This window comes from Streptomyces desertarenae (assembly GCF_042681365.1).
Lineage (GTDB): Bacteria > Actinomycetota > Actinomycetes > Streptomycetales > Streptomycetaceae > Streptomyces > Streptomyces desertarenae.
In genome coordinates this window covers 371,206-387,420 of sequence record NZ_JBHUFU010000002.1, presented here as the reverse complement: position 1 = coordinate 387,420, position 16,215 = coordinate 371,206, and the positions used below count along the sequence as shown (strand labels likewise).

Sequence of the window (16,215 nt, the reverse complement as noted above, 5' to 3'; positions counted from 1 at the left end):
GCGCACCGTCCGCCCGTTCCAACGCCGGAGGGGCCCCGGGCGTTCCCGTACCGCCCGCCCGGCTCCGCCCCGCGGGCTCAGCCCCCGTAGACGTGCGGTGCCAGGGTGCCCACGAAGGGGAGGTTGCGGTACTTCTCGGCGTAGTCGAGGCCGTAGCCGACGACGAACTCGTTGGGGATGTCGAAGCCGACCCACTTGACGTCGATGTCCACCTTGGCCGCGTCCGGCTTGCGGAGCAGGGTGCACACGTTCAGCGAGGCCGGGCCGCGCGAGCCGAGGTTCGTCAGCAGCCAGGACAGCGTCAGGCCGGAGTCGATGATGTCCTCGACGATCAGGACGTGGCGCCCCTGGATGTCGGTGTCCAGGTCCTTGAGGATGCGGACCACGCCGGAGGACTGGGTGCCCGCGCCGTAGGACGACACCGCCATCCAGTCCATGGTGACCGGCGAGGACAGGGCCCGGGCGAGGTCGGCCATGACCATCACCGCGCCCTTGAGGACCCCGACCAGGAGCAGGTCCTTGCCCTCGTACTCCGCGTCGATCTTCTCCGCCAGCTCGGCCAGCTTCGCGTCGATCTCTTCCTTGGTGATGAGCACCGACTTGAGGTCGGCGCCCATGTCCTTGTCGTCCACCCTGCTGCTCTCGGTCGAGGATCACACTTGCCGGATGACCAGTGTGCCACCCTGCCGCCGGGCGGCCACCCGGCCGGGCAGGTTGACCGCCCGCTGGCCGTGCCAGTCGGTGATCAGCCGGTCGATCTCCTCGATGTGGCGGGCGAACAGCGAACCCGCCGGAGACCCGGCGGCGACGGCCGCCCGGCGCAGCACCCGGCGGCGCACGGCGGGCGGAAGGGCGTGGAGGCCGGGGACGTCGAGCACGGCACCGGTGTCCGCTCCGGCGTCCGTTGTGACGTGTGCGACAGATGTCCCCTCCTCCCCCTCCGCGGGGCCGCGGGGCGCCGGGGAGGGGGCCGGCGGGGCCACGCGGACCGCGCGCTCGGCGTCGAGCGCCCAGGCGTCGAGGGCGTCGGCGTCGTCGCGGGAGAGCTGGGCGGTGCGGGCCAGGGCCTCCACCACGCCCTTGCCCAGGGCCTTCTCCAGTGCGGGCAGGGCGTCGTGCCGGACCCGGGAGCGGGTGAAGGCGGGGTCGGCGTTGTGCGGATCGTCCCAGACGGGCAGCGACTGGACCATGCACGCCTTGCGGGTGGTCTGCCGGTCCACGGCGAGGAACGGCCGCCGGTAGCGGCGTCCGGCCCCCGGGCCGCCGGTGGGCGAGCCGGAGACGGCGGCCATCCCGGACAGCGAGCGGGTGCCGGAGCCGCGGGCGAGGCCGAGCAGCACCGTCTCGGCCTGGTCGTCGCGGGTGTGGCCGAGCAGGACGGCGGCGGCGCCGAGGCGTTCGGCGGCCTCGTCGAGGGCGGTGTAGCGGGCGGTGCGGGCGGCCGCCTCGGGGCCGCCGGCCCGGCCGACGGTCACGGTGACGGCCTCGGCCGGTTCGAGGGAGAGGGCGGCGAGGCGGGAGACCACCTCGCGGGCCCGGTCCGCGGAGCCGGGCTGGAGCCCGTGGTCGACGGTGACGCCCCCGGCGCGCAGGCCGAGGCGGGGGGCTTCGAAGGCGAGGGCGGAGGCGAGCGCCATGGAGTCGGCGCCGCCGGAGCAGGCGACGAGCACGAGCGGAGGCCGCCCGGTGCCGTCCGGTGCGCTCCGGGCGCCGCCTGCGGCGTCGCGGAGCACGTCGTGGAGGGTACGGCGTACTGCCAGGCGTATCGCTGCGACCGCGGGGTGGGGACCCATGTCCGTTCACTTCCTCGGGAGACGTGGCTACGCTGCGTGCGTAGATGGTGACAGAGAAGAGTTGCATCCCTGAGCATCGCACGCGCGCCCGTCGCTCACGGTCCCTCGCAAGAGTGATTGTCTCGGCGTTCGGCGGTCATCAGTCCGCTTTCCGGTGCACCCTCGCGATCCACTCCGCCGGCCTGGTGATCTCCGCCTTGGTCGGCAGGGTGTTGGGCGACGTCCACACCCGGTTGAAGCCCTCCATGCCCACCTCCTGCACCACGGCGCGCACGAACCGCTCGCCGTCGCGGTACTGCCGCAGCTTGGCGTCCAGCCCCAGCAGCCTGCGCAGCGCCAGGTCGAGGCGGCCGGCACCGGCGGCGCGGCGCTTTTGGAACTTCTCCCGGATCTCGGCGACGGTGGGCACCACCTGGGGCCCGACGCCGTCCATCACGTAGTCCGCGTGCCCCTCCAGCAGGGACATCACGGCGGTGATCCGTCCCAGGACCTCCCGCTGGGCCGGGGTCTGCACCAGCTCGACGAGACTGCGCCCGCCCCCGTCCGCGTCCTCCCCGGCGCCGTCCGCCCAGGGGCGGGAGCCGCCGGACATCGACTGCACGGCCTCGCGCAGCCGCTCCAGCAGCGTGGAGGGGTCGACGTCGGTCTCCCCGAGGAAGGCGTGGATCTCGCCCTCGATGTGGTCGCGCAGCCACGGCACGGCGGAGAACTGGGTGCGGTGCGTCTCCTCGTGCAGGCACACCCACAGCCGGAAGTCGTGCGGATCGACGTCCAGCTCGCGCTCCACGTGCACGATGTTCGGCGCGACCAGCAGCAGCCGCCCGCCGCCCTGCCCGGGGCCGCCGGGCAGGTCGCGGCCGGGCGGCGCGAACGTCTCGTACTGGCCCAGCACGCGCGAGGCCATGAACGACAGCAGCATCCCGACCTCGACGCCGGTGACCTTGCCGCCGACCACGCCGAGCACCGCGCCGCCGGGGCCGTTGCCGCGCCGCGCCTGCACCTTGTCCAGCAGGGGCGACAGCAGCTCCCGGAACCCGGCCACGTTGGCCCGGATCCAGCCGGGGCGGTCCACGACGAGCACGGGGGTGTCCGCGGCCCCGTCGGGCACCATCCGCGTGAAGCCGCGCACGTGCTCCTCGGACGCGGAGGCGTGCCGGCGCAGCTCGGCGACGGCCTCCCGCGCCTCCTCGCGGCTCACGTCGGGGCCCGGCCTCACGAGCCGGGTCGCGGTCGCCGCCGCGAGATTCCAGTCGACCATCTCCACACCACCGAGGCTCGTCATGACTTCACCGTACGTGCCGGTGCCGCCGAACGGGAGCGGACCGCGGGGAGCACCGGCCACGGGGCAGGGGTGCCCACCGGACCGGGGGGCGATGCCCGTGCCGGACCGGGAGGCCGGCCGCCGGGGCGGACGGGGCGGACAAAGCGGCGCGCGGGAGGGGCGCGCGGGAGGGGCGCGGGCGTGCGGGGCCCGGGGTCAGCGGCAGCCGCAGTTGGCCAGGGCCGAGGCGAGGCGGTCCAGGGCGGCGTGGGCGCCCTGCCGGTCCGTGGTGCCCGAGGCGGTGAAGGCGAAGGCCAGCAGCCTGCCGTCGGCGTCCACGACCGTGCCCGCCAGCGTGTTGACCCCGGTCAGGGTGCCGGTCTTGGCGCGGACCACGCCCGCGCCGTTGCGGGTGGCCTCCTCGTCGTAGCGGCCGCCGAGGGTGCCGGTGAAGCGGGCGACGGGCAGGCCGGTCAGCACCGGCCGCAGCTCGGGCCGGCCGGGGTCGGCGGCCAGCGCCAGCAGCCCGGTCAGCAGCTCGGCGGAGACCCTGTCGGCCCGGTCGAGCCCGCTGCCGTCGGCGAAGCGGACCCCCTTCAGGTGCAGCCGCCTGCCCTGTCCGGCGAGCTCGTCCCGCACCGCGCGCCGCACCCCCTCGAAGCTCGCGGGCTCGCCGCGCGCGATCGCGGTCTGCCGGGCCAGCGCCTCGGCGAGGTCGTTGTCGCTGTCCGCCAGCATCCGCTCGACCAGCTCCGACAGCGGAGCGGAGCGGTGGACGGCCAGCTCCTCGACACCCCCTCCGGAGCGCCCGGGGACCCGGCGCGCGACCGGGGCGCCCACGTCGACGCCCCGGTTGCGCAGCCGCTCGGCGAAGAGCCCGGCGGCGTCGGCGGCCGGGTCGGCGGAGCGCGGGGCGGGGCCGTGGGTGCTGTCGTCGAGGCGGCCGGCCTCCACCATCAGCGGGGTGACCGGTGCGAGGTTGTCGTTCACGCCGATCGGATGGCGCTCGGGGCCGCTGTAGAGCGAGGTGTCGTAGGCGAGGGAGACCTCCTTCACGCCCCGTCCGGCCAGCTCCCGGGCGGTGGTGTCGGCCAGCCGCCGCAGTTGGGCGCGGGTGAGCGTGGTGTCGCCGCCGCCGACAAGGAAGATCCGCTTCCGCTCGGCCTCCCACACCACGCGGGTGGGGATGCGGTGCTCCGGTCCGACGGCCGACAGGGCGGCGACCGCCGTGGCGACCTTGACCGTGGAGGCCGGGACGACCGCCCGGCCGGAGTTCGACCCGTACAGCTGCCGTCCGGTGACCACGTCCACCACCGAGGCGGTGCGCAGGGTGCCCAGGGCGCCGTCCTCCAGCAGCGGCTCCAGGGTGTCGGTGAGGGCGGTGCGGGTCGGCGGGGGCGCCTCGCCGCGGCCCGGGGCGGCACCGTCCCCGCCGGCGCCCTCCGCCACGTCCCCTCCGGCGGCCCGCCCGCCGCCCGGGGCGGCCCCGAGCGCCGTCAGCACCTCGGGGGCGCTGGGCGCGGGCGCGGGGCCCCCCGGGAGGCCCGCCCCGCCGTGCCCCGGGCCGCCACCCTGGACCCAGGAGGCGGCGCGGACCCGTTCGGCCGTACGCTGACCCGAGTCCCACGGTCCCGTGACGGCCACCGCCGCCACGGCGACCGCGAGTCCGACGGCGGCGGAACCGACCGCCACCCGCCACGTGTCCCGCACCTCGGACCAGCCCCTTTCGCGAGCACACACCTGCGTGAGGGACACTTAACCACCACATCGCCGCTCTCCGGGGGAATCCCCCGGGCCACTGACGAGTGCTGAAGCATACGGAGGAGTCTCCCTTGGAGTTCGACGTCGTCATCGAGATCCCGAAGGGGTCGCGGAACAAGTACGAGGTGGACCACGAGACCGGTCGCATCCGGCTCGACCGCCACCTGTTCACCTCCACCGTGTACCCGGCCGACTACGGCTTCGTCGACAACACCCTGGGTGAGGACGGAGACCCCCTGGACGCGCTGGTGCTGCTGGAGGAGCCGACCTTCCCGGGCTGCATCATCCGGTGCCGGGCGATCGGCATGTTCCGCATGACGGACGAGGCCGGCGGCGACGACAAGCTGCTGTGCGTGCCGGCGTCCGACCCGCGCGTGGAGCACCTGCAGGACATCCACCACGTGAGCGAGTTCGACCGGCTGGAGATCCAGCACTTCTTCGAGGTCTACAAGGACCTGGAGCCCGGCAAGTCCGTCGAGGGCGCCGACTGGGTCGGCCGCGCCGAGGCCGAGGCCGAGGTGACGGCGTCGATCAAGCGCCTCGAGGAGTCGGGCGGCTCCCACTGAGCCGCTGACCCGCGGTTCCCCCGCGGCCCGGCGCTCCGCTCCGGCGGGCCCGCGGTCCCGCGCCGGTGCCCCGGTCCTCCGCGCCCTTCCGGGTGCGGAGGACCGGGGCACCGCGCCGTGCGGCGGCCGTCAGAAGCCGCGGGTGCGCTTGGCCGCGCGGCGGCCCGTCAGCGGCAGCGGGACCTCCCGGTCCGGCGCCTTGATGAACAGGCGCGCCAGCTCGTTCCCCAGGTTCACGCCGATGGCGATGGCCAGCGCCAGCGCCGCGGCCCTGGAGAGGTTCGCCAGGCCCTGGTCCAGGTGGCCCTGCGCGATGCCGATCAGCCCGAAGTAGATCGCGCTACCGGGCAGCAGCGGGCCGATCGCGGCGGTGACGTAGGGCAGCGCCGAGACGAACTGGTAGCGCGACATCAGCTGCCCGAACAGACCCACCAGGCCGGCCGCCGCCGCGGTCGCCGCGACCGGCTCGACGCGCCCGACGTCGGCCATCGCGCCGTAGACCAGCCAGGCGACGCCGCCGTTGAGGGTGGCCAGCAGCACGGTGGACCGCTCCTGCTGGAGCAGCACGCAGAAGGCCAGCGCCAGCAGCATGGCCGCCCCGAGCTGGACGAGCGGCCGGGTCCGCAGGTCCAGGCCCTCCGGGCTGATGTACCCGGCCCCCAGCTCGGAGCCGACGTAGAGCACCAGCAGCACGCCGCAGACGATGCCGACCACCAGGTAGACGACCTCCAGCAGCCGGGCCGAGGCGGTGATGTAGAAACCCGTCAGCCCGTCGTGGACGGCCGCCACCAGGGCTCTACCGGGGATCAGCGGGAACAGGCCCCCGGTGACGACCGCGGACGCCCTGATCACCAGGCCGAGGTCGTCGGCGAACAGCTCGACCGCCACCCCGACCGCCGCGGGCGGCACCGCGGCGGCCACGAAGTGGTAGAACTCCGGCAGCCCGCGCCGGGAGGAGAGCCAGGCGAGCCGGTCGCCGAGCATCGCTCCCACCGCCGCCAGGAGGAACACCAGCCAGCCGCCGCCGACCAGGGTGGACGCGGCGCCGGCCAGCAGACCGCTGGCGACGGTGAGGGTGCCCTTGGAGTAGGGGTGGCGGTTGCGGCGTATCTCGGCCAGGCGGCCGTACGCCTCCTCCAGCGTGACGTCGCCGTCGGTGATGTCCACGACCAGGCGGAAGACCGCGGCCAGCCGGTTGTAGTCGGTGCCGCGGCGCCGCACGGTCCGGCTGAGCGTGATGGGGTCGTCCACCAGCGAGGGCTGGTAGGTGATCGACAGCAGGGTGAAGGTGACCGTGGGCTCGCAGCGGTCCAGCCCGTAGGCGTGCGCCACCCCGAACATGGCCGCCTCGACGTCCTCGGCGCCCTCGCCGCCGGCGAGCAGCAGCTCGCCGATGCGCAGCGTCAGGTCGAGGACGCGCGGTGCCGACGGTCCGGTCTCGCTGTCCCCCTCGTCGGTGCGCCGGGGTCGCTCGGGCACGGGGCGCTCGCCCATCGGCAGCCGGACCATGGTGCGCATCCGGTCCTGCCAGGGGGCTCCGGGCCGCACCAGGCTGCTGATCACCGGGATGCCGTCGGGCGGGGTGAAGGCGGAGCCGGGCTCCGGCGAGGCCGGCTTGCGCACGCCCTCGGGCAGGGCGAACTCCGAGGTGGGGTGCTCCTCCTCGACGGGCGGTGCGGGACTGCTCAGGCCCTCGGGGACGGCGAACTCGGAGGTGGGGTGGTCGTCCTCCCCCTGCGGGGGCGACATCGGCACTCCGGAGGGAGGGGCGAAGGCGCTGCGTGTCCGGATCTCCTCCGCGGGGTTCCCGCGGTCCTCGGGGCGAAGGCTGTCGGTCGCCGTGCTCTTCCTGGTCGTCTCCGGGGCCAAGTCCGTCTGCTCCTCACTCCTCCGGCCGTCTCGTCCAAGACAGGGAAGTTCCCGAACGCTGGTGGGAAATGTCCGTTCCTGTCAGTGAGGATAGGGCTCCCCGGTGCCCGGGGAAGGGCGCGGAGGAGCCTCTTCCGGTGTGAGATGCGCTTCAGCTCCGGATCCGCGCCGAAGGGCGCCGGCCCCTCCCGGGCGCGGCCGCGGGCAGGGATCCGCTCACCGTCCGGGCGGCGCGGACCCGGCGCCGGCGGTGAACGGGGCGGGGGCTCCCTCGGTCAGCACCTCGACCGAGCGCTCGCCCTCGCCCGCCATCACGTACGCGCCGTTCTCCAGGCGCTCGATCAGTCCGCGGGTCCACTCGGCCCCGCTGGCCGCGGTGTGCACCCACAGCCTCATCACCTCGCCGATGTGGCCCCACTCCTCCGGGGCCCCCTTCGGCGTCCAGTCTTTCCTGACCTCGGCGGCCCACTCCTCCAGGGCGGCCACCCGCCGCCGGAGCAGCTCGACCGCCTCCTGCCGGGGCAGGTCCACGATGAAGCCGACCCCGGCCGTGAGCACGTCCGGCTTCTCGTCGTGCGCCAGGAGCGCCCAGCGCAGCAGCCGGTGGTACTCGGCCTCTCCCGCGTCCGTCAGCTCGTACTCCGTGCGCGGCGGTCCGCCGGCCGTGCTGGGCGCCGTCCCGCGGACGACCAGCAGCCCCTGGCGGGCCATCTGCTTGAGCGCGTGGTAGATCGATCCCGGCTTGGCGTTGGACCACTCGTGGGCGCCCCAGAACTCCAGGTCGTTGCGGACCTGGTAGCCGTGGGCTCGCCCGTGCTGGCGCACCGCGCCCAGCACCAGCAGCCGGATCGCCGACATCGCTCCCCTTCCGGGCCTCACCGGGCGGCTCCGTCCGCGGCCTCCCGCGCCGCGGTCTCGCCCGCCGCCGTCCAGCGTAGACGGACGGCGGCGGGCGATCACGCCCGGCGCCGGAGGAGGCCGCGGACGGGTGCCCCGCGGGTCACCCCGCCGAGGACCAGTCCGGCTCGGGCATCGCGCCTGTCTCGAAGACCAGGTCGAAGGCGCCCTTGCCGTCGATCGTCTCGCGGATGATGTCGGCGTGGCCCGCGTGCCGGGCGGTCTCCTCGATCAGGTGGAGCAGCCCCCACCGCCAGGAGCGCCGCCCGCCCTCGTCCCAGGGCACCCGGGGGGCCTCGAAGGTCTCGTCGAGGGAGGGCAGGGCCGCCACCGCCTCCTCGGTCTCGCGCGCCGCCCGCGCGTAGGACTCCAGCAGCGGCTCGACCGTCTCGTCCTCCCGGACGCTCAGGCTGTCCTCCCACTCCCCCGCCTGCTCCTGGAAGTCGAACGGCTCCCCCCGCATCATGCGCAGCGCACCGCGCTCGCCCACCGCGACGTGCTTGAGGATGCCGGCCAGGGAGAAGGCGCTCGCGGTCGGCTTGGCGCGCGCCTGCTCGTCGGTGAGCCCGTGGAGGGCGCGGCGGATGCCGCCGCGCTGGGCCTCCAGGTAGGCGAGCAGGGCTCCGCGCTCGTCGCCGGGGGCTTCGGTGGCGACCACAACAGGCATGGGGACTCCTCGTCCGTCGGTGCGGCGGGACCGGACCGGCCCCTTCGACACGACAGACGCTACGGACCCTTGAGGACGACTACTGTCCTCAAGGGTTCGGGGTGTGCGGGCCGGGCGGCGCTCAGGACGAGCGGCGGATGTCCCGCAGCAGGTCGCGGGTGCGCTCCGGGCTGAGGCTGTCCTCCAGCAGGCGGTCGAGCACGTGCTCGTACTGGGCGACCTCCTCCGGCTTGTCGACGTAGAGGGCGCTGGTGAGGTGCTCCAGGTAGACGATGTCCGAGATCTCGGACTCCGGGAAGCGCAGCAGGGTGAAGGCCCCGCTCTCGGCCGGGTGCCCGCCGGTGTCGAACGGCATCACCTGGAGGGTGATGTGCGGGAGTTCGGAGAGCTCCGCCAGGTGCGCCAGCTGAGCGTCCATCACCTCCCGTCCGCCGTAGGGGCGGCGCAGCGCGGCCTCGTCCAGCACGCAGCGGAACCGCGGCGCCTGGTCCGACAGCAGCAGCTTCTGCCGCTCCAGGCGCAGGGCGACGCGGCGGTCCACCTCGTCCGCCGACAGGCCGGTGCGGTGGCCGCTGGTGACGACCGCCCTGGCGTACGCCTCCGTCTGGAGCAGCCCGGAGACGAACTGCACCTCGTACACGCCGATGTGGGAGGCGGCGCCCTCCAGCCCGACGTACGTCTGGAACCAGTTGGGCAGCACGTCGCTGTAGGTGTGCCACCAGCCCGCGACGCTGGACTCGCGGGCGAGGCTGAGGAGCGGCTCGCGCTCCGCCTCGTCGGTGATGCCGTACAGCGTCAGCAGGTCCGCCACGTCCCGCGCCTTGAAGCTCACCCGTCCCAACTCCATGCGGCTGATCTTCGATTCGGAGGCCCGGATGGAATATCCGGCCGCCTCACGGGTGACTCCGCGGGCCTCGCGGAGCCGCCGCAGCTGGGAACCGAGCAGGATGCGGCGCACCATGGACCCACTCGACCCGTTCGCCCCGTTCACTCCGTTTTTCACCGGAAATGCTCCTGTTTGCGTTCAGCTCTCCACCCCCGCCACAAGGGGCAGTCTGCCACCAATGCCTTCGGTGTGTGCCCATGTGGTTACACACAATCGAAAGTCACGCGTGCACGTGCATCTGCCCTTGCATCTGCTGTGGGCATTGGGAACCATGGGGACGGCACAAGTGCACGCGCGATCAGGGCACTTGACCATGCCCACGATCCACCGACGCAGCGCAACGAGCGGAACGCGAAACGGAGCACCACCGCTGACGGGGTCCGACAGGGCCATGACCGCCGTAAAGCCAGGAGTGTCTCGTCATGGGGACCGAAGGACCGACCGTGCTCGACCGGTTATGGCATGGCTTCCCGCCGCTCGACCCCGACGCGCTCTCCGGGTCGGCCTCCTGCGCCCTGCGGCCCCGCTACGAAGCCGTGAAGACGGCCCGTGAGTTCACCCGGAGCGTCCTGGCGCACTGGCGGCTGGGCGGCCACTTCGACACCGTGGCCCTGGTGGTCTCGGAGCTGGTGACCAACGCCCTGCGGCACGGGGTGCCCGGTGCCGCCCCCGGCCAGGTCCTCGATCCGCCGGTGCGGCTCCACCTGATGCACTGGTCCGGCCGGCTGGTGTGCGCCGTGCGGGATCCCAGCAGGAACGCGCCCGTCGCCAAGGCCCCCGACTTCGCCGACTTCGGCCTGGACGCGGCGGCGTGCCCGGTCGGCGCCCTCCGGGCGGACCTCCTGGACGCCTTCACCGAGGACGCCCCGGAGTCGGGGCGCGGCCTGTTCCTCGTCGAGTCCTTCAGCGACGACTGGGGCTGGCGCCCCATGGAGGACCCCGAGCCCGGAAAAGTGGTGTGGGCGCTCTTCCGACTGAACCCGGAGCGGGGTTCGGGCGTCAGTCCTGTATGAGGTGGTCGAACTCGCCGTCCTTGGCGCCGAGCAGCATCGCCTCGACCTCGGCCGGGGTGTAGACCAGCGCGGGGCCGTCCGGATAGCGCGAGTTCCGTACGGCCACGTCGCCGCCGGGCAGCTTGGCGAACTCCACGCAGGCTCCCTGCGAGTTGCTGTGTCTGCTCTTCTGCCAGACGACCCCGTGGAGGTCCCTGGCTGCCATGCCGTTGTACGCGTGGGGCATCGGACTCTCCCGGACGGTGCGGTCGGGTGCGGTCAGGGTCTGGAACGGTCGACTGACCCGGATCATAACGCCGTTCACGTGCGGATGCACGTGCCGATGCACGTGCACGACAACGCGTCACAGGGTCATGACAACGTGTCGGGAGCCGGTCGCCCCGCGCCCGGCGCGGGACCGCGGGCCCCGCGGAGCGGGCGCCCCGGCGGCTTCCGCCGGGCCGCCCGCCGTCACCGGGCCGCGCGTGCGGCACCCCGCCGCTCACGCACCGGCGCCACCGGCCTCCCCGTGGTCCGGCAGGCCGTGCAGGTCCTCCACCGCCTCGGGCCAGAACCGCTCGTAGGGCCCGAGCCAGTCCCGCACCTCGCTGAGCGGTCCGGCCTCCAGCCGGTAGTGCCTCTCCCGCCCCTTGCGGCGCTCGCTGACGAGTCCGGCCTCCCGCAGCACCTTCAGGTGCTCCGAGAGGCTCGGCCGCCGCATGTCGAAGTGGTCGGCCAGCCGCTGCACGGACTGCGGCCCCTCCACCCGGAGCAGCCGCAGCACCTCCCGCCGCGTCGGATTGGCCAGCGCGGAGAAGAGCCGGTCCTCGCGGAGCCGCTCCTCGGGTACGCCGATGGCAGTCATGTTTCCCCCAGGCAAGCCCATGGTCGGTGGGTCGCGGAGTGGGGGAGGCCGGTGCCGTCGGGCCGCGGCGCCGGGCCGCTCCCAGTCCGCTTCGGTGTCGGTGGTCCCCCGAATGATCCCCCGGCGGACACCCCCAGCGGAACCCTGTCCCGCGGGCTGAACGGGCCGTGCGCCGCTCCGGCCCGCCCTTGACCTCAAGCCGGCTTGAGCTCATAGCGTCCACACCGCGACCACCGGACCCGAGGAGCCCCCGTGAACATGGAGACCACCGCCTGGCACGCGCTGTACCAGACGCGCCACGCACCACAGGAGCAGCCGCCCTTCTCCCGGGCCGTCCTGCGCCGCATCGCGGGCTTCGCCCGCCCCCACCGGCGCCGTCTGGCGCTCTTCCTGCTGCTCAGCACGGCCTCGGCGGTGCTGGCCGTGGCCACCCCGCTGCTCGCGGGCCGGGTCGTCGACGCGATCGTCGGCGGCGCGGCGGCCGGGACGGTCGGACGGCTGGCCGCCCTGATCGCGGCCATCGCGGTGGCCGAGGCGGCGCTCGGGCTGCTGACGCGGTGGCTGTCGGCGCGGATCGGCGAGGACCTGATCCTCCGGTTGCGCACGGCCGTCTTCGACCACGTCCAGCGGATGCCGATCGCCTTCTTCACCCGCACCCGCACCGGTGCGCTGGTCAGCAGGTTGAACAACGACGTCATCGGCGCCCAGCGCGCCTTCAGCAACACCCTCTCCTCGGTGGTGGGCAACACCGTCACGCTGCTGCTGACGCTGGTGGTGATGGTGCGGCTCTCCTGGCAGGTCACTCTGCTCGCCCTGGTGCTGCTGCCGGTCTTCCTGCTGCCCGCGCGGCGGATGGGCGCCCGGCTGGCCCGGCTCTCGCGGGAGGCCGCCGCCCACAACGCGGCCATGGGCACGCAGATGACCGAGCGCTTCTCCGCGCCCGGCGCCACCCTGGTCAAGCTCTTCGGGCGCCCCGAGGAGGAGTCGGGGGAGTTCGCGGTGCGGGCCCGGCGCGTCCGCGACATCGGGGTGCGCACCGCCATGGTCCAGCACGTCTTCATCACCTCCCTGACCGCCGTCTCCGCCCTGGCGCTCGCCCTGGTCTACGGACTGGGCGGCTGGTTCGCGCTGCGCGGGAGCCTGGACGCCGGCGCGGTGGTGTCCCTGGCCCTGCTGCTCACCCGGCTCTACGCCCCGCTGACCGCGCTGGCCGGGGCGCGGGTGGAGGTGATGGGCGCGCTGGTCAGCTTCCAGCGGGTCTTCGAGGTGCTGGACCTCAAGCCCCTGATCGAGGAGCGGCCCGGCGCCCGCGCGGTGCCCGACGGCCCGGTCCCGGTCGAGTTCGACGGCGTGGACTTTGCCTACCCGTCGGCCGAGAAGGTCTCCCTGGCCTCCCTGGAGGAGGTCGCCGTCCTCGACTCCCGCGGCGGCGAACAGGTGCTGCACGGGGTGTCCTTCCGCGCCGAACCCGGGCAGATGGTGGCGCTGGTCGGCTCCTCCGGCGCGGGCAAGTCCACCATCGCCCAGCTGCTGCCGCGGCTGTACGACGTGGACGGCGGCGCGGTGCGGATCGGCGGCGTCGACGTACGGGACCTGACCTTCCGCTCCCTGCGGGCCACGCTCGGCATGGTGACCCAGGACGGCCACCTCTTCCACGAGTCGATCCGCGCCAACCTGCTGTTCGCCCGCCCCGACGCCGGCGAGGAGGAGCTGTGGGACGTGCTGCGCCGGGCCCGGCTGGACCGGCTGATCGCCTCCCTGCCCGACGGGCTGGACACGGTCGTCGGCGAGCGCGGCTACCGCCTCTCCGGCGGCGAGCGCCAGCGGCTGACCATCGCGCGGCTGCTGCTGGCCCGGCCGGAGGTGGTGGTCCTGGACGAGGCCACCGCCCACCTGGACACCACCTCCGAGGCCGCCGTCCAGGAGGCGCTGGCCGAGGCGCTGCGCGGCCGCACCTCCGTGGTGATCGCCCACCGGCTCTCCACGGTCCGGGCCGCCGACCTGATCCTGGTCGTCGAGGACGGCCGGATCGTCGAGCGCGGCACCCACGAGGAGCTGCTGGCGGCGGGCGGCCGGTACCTGGAACTGCACCGCACCCAGTTCGGCGGCGGGGAGGGCGGCGGGGCGGCCGGAGAGGCCGTCAGCAGGGCGTCCGAACCGGCCGGCAGCTCCTGACCGGCCATCATCTTCCCGGAACGGAACGGAACTCGGGCGTCCGGCCGCGGGCCGCCGTCTCGCCCGTCCGGATCAGTCCAGCGCGCGGGGGCGCGGCGCGGCCCCCACCATGAGGATCGGGGCCGTCTCTCCGGCGGTCCGACCACGCCACCACGGGGAGATGCCGCTGTGACCGTCAGCCTTGAGCAACTGCGCCGCTGTACCGTAGCCGTCGACCTCGGCGCGGCCAGGACCCGGGTCTACCTCAAACGGTTCGGCGTCATCGTGGACGCCCCGTCCGCGGTCGCCGTCAACACCCGCTCCGGCGCCCTGATCGCGGTCGGCGCCCCGGCCGAGCGGATGGTGGGCCGCACCCCCGACCACATCCGGGTCGTCCGCCCGGTCTCCAACGGGACGGTGGTCGACATCGACATGGCCCGGCGGATGCTGCGCGCCCTGATCGGCGACCGCATCCGCCGGGCCTGGCGGCGCAAGCCGATGCTGCGCGCCGCCGTGTGCGTGCCGCACGACGCCGAGCCGCTCGTCCAGCGCGCCGCCGTCGAGACGCTCACCGGCATGGGGGCGCGGCGGGTGGAGCTGGTGGACAGCCTCATCGCCGCCGCCGTGGGCTCCGGGCTGCCGGTGGAGGAGCCCGAGGCCACGATGATCGTGATGTGCGGAGCGTCCAGCTCCCACGTCGCGGTCCTCTCGCTGGGTTCGATCGTCGCCGCCGAGACCGTTCCCGTGGGCGGCGAGATCATCGACCGGGCCGTCGTCCAGCACCTGCGCAACCAGCACGAGCTGATGCTCCCCCACCAGGCCGTCCACCCCCTCCACCTGGCGCTCTCCGTGGCGCCGCCCGAGCAGTCCGAGGCCGAGGTGTACGGCCGGGACGTGTCCACCGGGCTGTTCCGCACGGTGTGCGTGGACACCGAGAGCGTGCGCGCCGCCATCCGGCCCCCGCTGACCGCGATGGTGGACGCCATCCGCGGCGTGCTGCGCCAGTGCCAGCCGGACCTGGTCGCCGACCTCGCGGACCGGGGGGTCATGCTGGTCGGCGGCAGCGCGCTGCTGCCGGGGCTGGACTCGATGCTGCGCCAGGCCACCGGGATGCCGGTGCACGTCGCCGAGCAGCCCGCCGTCTGCGCGGTGGAGGGGCTGGGCGCGATGCTGGAGGGACGGGTGCGGCTGCTCCACCGCGACCCGCTCAACCGCTGACGGACCGTCCCCGGCCGGCCGGCGCGCGGCGCCGGCCCCCGCGCACTCCGCGGGTGCCCCGCGCCGGCCCGCCGCGGTGGTAGGGGGCCGTCGCCGGCGGACCGGTGCGGGGGCTGCCGGGTCAGCCGTGCAGGGCCGGGAGTCGGAAGCGGCGCACCGGCCGGGACGGACGGGCCGGTTCCGGCGCCGGGGCGGCCCGCCGCCAGGCGGGCTCGACGGTGCCGAAACCGGGCTCGGTGCCGATGCCGGGCCCGGTGCCCGGCCCCGCCGCCCCGGCGGGGGACCGCTGCGGGTCCCGTCCGGTCGGGCCACCGCCGGCCGTCCGCCGCGCCTCGGTCACGGCGGCCTGCGCCTCCTCCTGCCCGCCCGCGCCGGCCAGCCGCTCGTACAGCGCCCGCGCGTCCGCCGGGAGATCGCGCCGCCAGCCGAAGGCCACCACCGGCCACAGCAGCAGCATCGCACCGCCCAGGGAGCAGTCCACCCCCACCTCCACCCGGCAGCCGCCGCCCTCCCAGGGCCACAGCCGGAAGTCGAACCGGGGCACCTGGCAGCCCAGCGGCGTCCACATGCGCTGCCCGGCGAAGCTCACCCGGGAGGGGGGCTCGTGGACCACCCGGCGCAGCACGCACTCGCGGCGGCGCCCCGGGAAGCGGTAGCGGTACACCGCCCCGGGCCCCCCGCCCTCCCCGTCACCCCCCTCCCCGCCGGGGCCGCCCGGCCACGCCGGGCGCACCGACATCGCCCCCGAGTGCCAGGCGGCCAGGTTGCACCCGTCGGCCAGGTACCCGAACACCTCCTCGACCGGCAGCGGTATGGACACGTACACCCGCACCTGCGGCATCCGGCACCTCCTGCGAGCAGGGCACCGGCCGCGGTCGTGCGACCGGCCGGGCGCCCTCGTCCCGTCCGGGCCTACCCCTACACAGCCAGGCTCCGGCCGCCCGCCCGCGCTGTCCTGCGCTCGGACTCCGTTCGGGTTACCGCCGGGTCCGCGGACGCACCGCCGGCGGGTCGCGCCGGACGGAGCGGGCGGCGCCGTTCCGCCGCGGTCCCGCCCCGGCCGCGGGGCCTCCGGGGGCGGGGCCGGTCCGCCGCTCCGCCCGCCGCCGTCCCGGCGACCCGGCGCCGCCCGCCTGCCTCTCCCCGCCTCCGCCGAACGGGTGAATCAGGGGCGGCCGTTCCGTCCCCCGAACCGGACGGACCGGCGGGCCCCGGGGGGCGTCGCGCACGGTCAGCGGGCCCGGAACGGAGGACGCACAGGGAACGGATATTCGCAACCGCGATCA

Annotated in this window: 15 protein-coding genes; 4 read left to right on the top strand and 11 right to left on the bottom strand. The window is 74.7% G+C overall.

Annotated features, from left to right (window positions below; translation table 11 throughout):
• Positions 1 to 77: 77 nt before the first annotated feature.
• The 4 genes from hpt to dacB all read right to left on the bottom strand — a co-directional run bounded on the left by hpt (position 78) and on the right by dacB (position 4,764).
• Positions 78 to 617, bottom strand: a complete 540-nt coding sequence (gene hpt / locus ACFSJS_RS05910; RefSeq protein WP_380897607.1) for a hypoxanthine phosphoribosyltransferase — start codon at positions 615 to 617, stop codon at positions 78 to 80.
• A 36-nt stretch (positions 618 to 653) separates the two neighbouring features.
• Positions 654 to 1,793: a tRNA lysidine(34) synthetase TilS gene (tilS, locus tag ACFSJS_RS05905; protein WP_380897470.1), complete on the bottom strand. Its 1,140-nt coding sequence runs from the start codon at positions 1,791 to 1,793 to the stop codon at positions 654 to 656.
• Positions 1,794 to 1,932: 139 nt separating this feature from the next.
• Positions 1,933 to 3,075: a zinc-dependent metalloprotease gene (locus tag ACFSJS_RS05900; protein ID WP_380897467.1), complete on the bottom strand. Its 1,143-nt coding sequence runs from the start codon at positions 3,073 to 3,075 to the stop codon at positions 1,933 to 1,935.
• 195 nt (positions 3,076 to 3,270) lie between these two features.
• Positions 3,271 to 4,764 (bottom strand): D-alanyl-D-alanine carboxypeptidase/D-alanyl-D-alanine endopeptidase, encoded by a 1,494-nt coding sequence (gene dacB / locus ACFSJS_RS05895; protein WP_380897465.1) that lies wholly within the window; start codon positions 4,762 to 4,764, stop codon positions 3,271 to 3,273.
• A gap of 122 nt (positions 4,765 to 4,886) precedes the next feature.
• Between dacB and ACFSJS_RS05890 the strand changes: the two genes are divergently transcribed.
• A complete protein-coding gene (locus tag ACFSJS_RS05890) occupies positions 4,887 to 5,381 on the top strand; it encodes an inorganic diphosphatase (RefSeq protein ID WP_380897463.1) in 495 nt (164 codons plus the stop codon).
• A gap of 129 nt (positions 5,382 to 5,510) precedes the next feature.
• Here ACFSJS_RS05890 and ACFSJS_RS05885 read toward each other — a convergent pair whose 3' ends face one another.
• The 4 genes from ACFSJS_RS05885 to ACFSJS_RS05870 all read right to left on the bottom strand — a co-directional run bounded on the left by ACFSJS_RS05885 (position 5,511) and on the right by ACFSJS_RS05870 (position 9,775).
• Positions 5,511 to 7,130 (bottom strand): threonine/serine exporter family protein, encoded by a 1,620-nt coding sequence (locus tag ACFSJS_RS05885; RefSeq protein WP_380897605.1) that lies wholly within the window; start codon positions 7,128 to 7,130, stop codon positions 5,511 to 5,513.
• A gap of 336 nt (positions 7,131 to 7,466) precedes the next feature.
• Positions 7,467 to 8,108, bottom strand: a complete 642-nt coding sequence (locus ACFSJS_RS05880; RefSeq protein WP_380897461.1) for a PadR family transcriptional regulator — start codon at positions 8,106 to 8,108, stop codon at positions 7,467 to 7,469.
• A gap of 142 nt (positions 8,109 to 8,250) precedes the next feature.
• The gene (locus ACFSJS_RS05875; RefSeq protein WP_380897459.1) at positions 8,251 to 8,814 is read right to left on the bottom strand and encodes a DinB family protein; all 564 of its coding nucleotides are present in this window, start codon (positions 8,812 to 8,814) and stop codon (positions 8,251 to 8,253) included.
• Positions 8,815 to 8,935: 121 nt separating this feature from the next.
• Positions 8,936 to 9,775, bottom strand: a complete 840-nt coding sequence (locus tag ACFSJS_RS05870) for a helix-turn-helix domain-containing protein (protein WP_380897457.1) — start codon at positions 9,773 to 9,775, stop codon at positions 8,936 to 8,938.
• 347 nt (positions 9,776 to 10,122) lie between these two features.
• Here ACFSJS_RS05870 and ACFSJS_RS05865 point away from each other — a divergent pair, with 347 nt between their 5' ends.
• Complete coding sequence (locus tag ACFSJS_RS05865; RefSeq protein WP_380897454.1) at positions 10,123 to 10,713, top strand: ATP-binding protein; 591 nt, start codon at positions 10,123 to 10,125, stop codon at positions 10,711 to 10,713.
• Here the strand turns inward: ACFSJS_RS05865 and ACFSJS_RS05860 are convergent.
• Both ACFSJS_RS05860 and ACFSJS_RS05855 read right to left on the bottom strand, forming a co-directional pair.
• Positions 10,700 to 10,939, bottom strand: a complete 240-nt coding sequence (locus ACFSJS_RS05860) for a DUF397 domain-containing protein (RefSeq protein ID WP_155071457.1) — start codon at positions 10,937 to 10,939, stop codon at positions 10,700 to 10,702. The two genes, ACFSJS_RS05865 and ACFSJS_RS05860, sit on opposite strands and share 14 nt — an antisense overlap.
• A 255-nt stretch (positions 10,940 to 11,194) precedes the next feature.
• Positions 11,195 to 11,557, bottom strand: coding sequence for an ArsR/SmtB family transcription factor (locus tag ACFSJS_RS05855; RefSeq protein WP_380897451.1), 363 nt, complete (start codon positions 11,555 to 11,557; stop codon positions 11,195 to 11,197).
• 252 nt (positions 11,558 to 11,809) lie between these two features.
• Between ACFSJS_RS05855 and ACFSJS_RS05850 the strand changes: the two genes are divergently transcribed.
• On the top strand, positions 11,810 to 13,732 hold the full coding sequence (locus ACFSJS_RS05850) for an ABC transporter ATP-binding protein (protein WP_380897449.1): 1,923 nt from the start codon (positions 11,810 to 11,812) through the stop codon (positions 13,730 to 13,732).
• Positions 13,733 to 13,900: 168 nt separating this feature from the next.
• A complete protein-coding gene (gene mreB, locus ACFSJS_RS05845) occupies positions 13,901 to 14,929 on the top strand; it encodes a rod shape-determining protein MreB (protein WP_380897447.1) in 1,029 nt (342 codons plus the stop codon).
• A 121-nt stretch (positions 14,930 to 15,050) separates the two neighbouring features.
• Here mreB and ACFSJS_RS05840 read toward each other — a convergent pair whose 3' ends face one another.
• Positions 15,051 to 15,770, bottom strand: a complete 720-nt coding sequence (locus ACFSJS_RS05840; protein ID WP_380897445.1) for an SRPBCC family protein — start codon at positions 15,768 to 15,770, stop codon at positions 15,051 to 15,053.
• Between the last annotated feature and the right edge of the window lie 445 nt (positions 15,771 to 16,215).

Excerpts from the sequence above, each read along its gene's own strand:
- ACFSJS_RS05870 (WP_380897457.1), bottom strand. The coding sequence starts at position 9,775 with ATGGTGCGCCGCATCCTGCTCGGTTCCCAGCTGCGGCGGCTCCGCGAG.
- ACFSJS_RS05865 (WP_380897454.1), top strand. The coding sequence starts at position 10,123 with ATGGGGACCGAAGGACCGACCGTGCTCGACCGGTTATGGCATGGCTTC.
- ACFSJS_RS05880 (WP_380897461.1), bottom strand. The coding sequence starts at position 8,108 with ATGTCGGCGATCCGGCTGCTGGTGCTGGGCGCGGTGCGCCAGCACGGG.
- hpt (WP_380897607.1), bottom strand. The coding sequence starts at position 617 with ATGGGCGCCGACCTCAAGTCGGTGCTCATCACCAAGGAAGAGATCGAC.
- ACFSJS_RS05860 (WP_155071457.1), bottom strand. The coding sequence starts at position 10,939 with ATGCCCCACGCGTACAACGGCATGGCAGCCAGGGACCTCCACGGGGTC.
- ACFSJS_RS05840 (WP_380897445.1), bottom strand. The coding sequence starts at position 15,770 with ATGCCGCAGGTGCGGGTGTACGTGTCCATACCGCTGCCGGTCGAGGAG.
- ACFSJS_RS05875 (WP_380897459.1), bottom strand. The coding sequence starts at position 8,814 with ATGCCTGTTGTGGTCGCCACCGAAGCCCCCGGCGACGAGCGCGGAGCC.
- tilS (WP_380897470.1), bottom strand. The coding sequence starts at position 1,793 with ATGGGTCCCCACCCCGCGGTCGCAGCGATACGCCTGGCAGTACGCCGT.
- ACFSJS_RS05885 (WP_380897605.1), bottom strand. The coding sequence starts at position 7,130 with ATGTCGCCCCCGCAGGGGGAGGACGACCACCCCACCTCCGAGTTCGCC.
- ACFSJS_RS05900 (WP_380897467.1), bottom strand. The coding sequence starts at position 3,075 with ATGACGAGCCTCGGTGGTGTGGAGATGGTCGACTGGAATCTCGCGGCG.
- ACFSJS_RS05855 (WP_380897451.1), bottom strand. The coding sequence starts at position 11,557 with ATGACTGCCATCGGCGTACCCGAGGAGCGGCTCCGCGAGGACCGGCTC.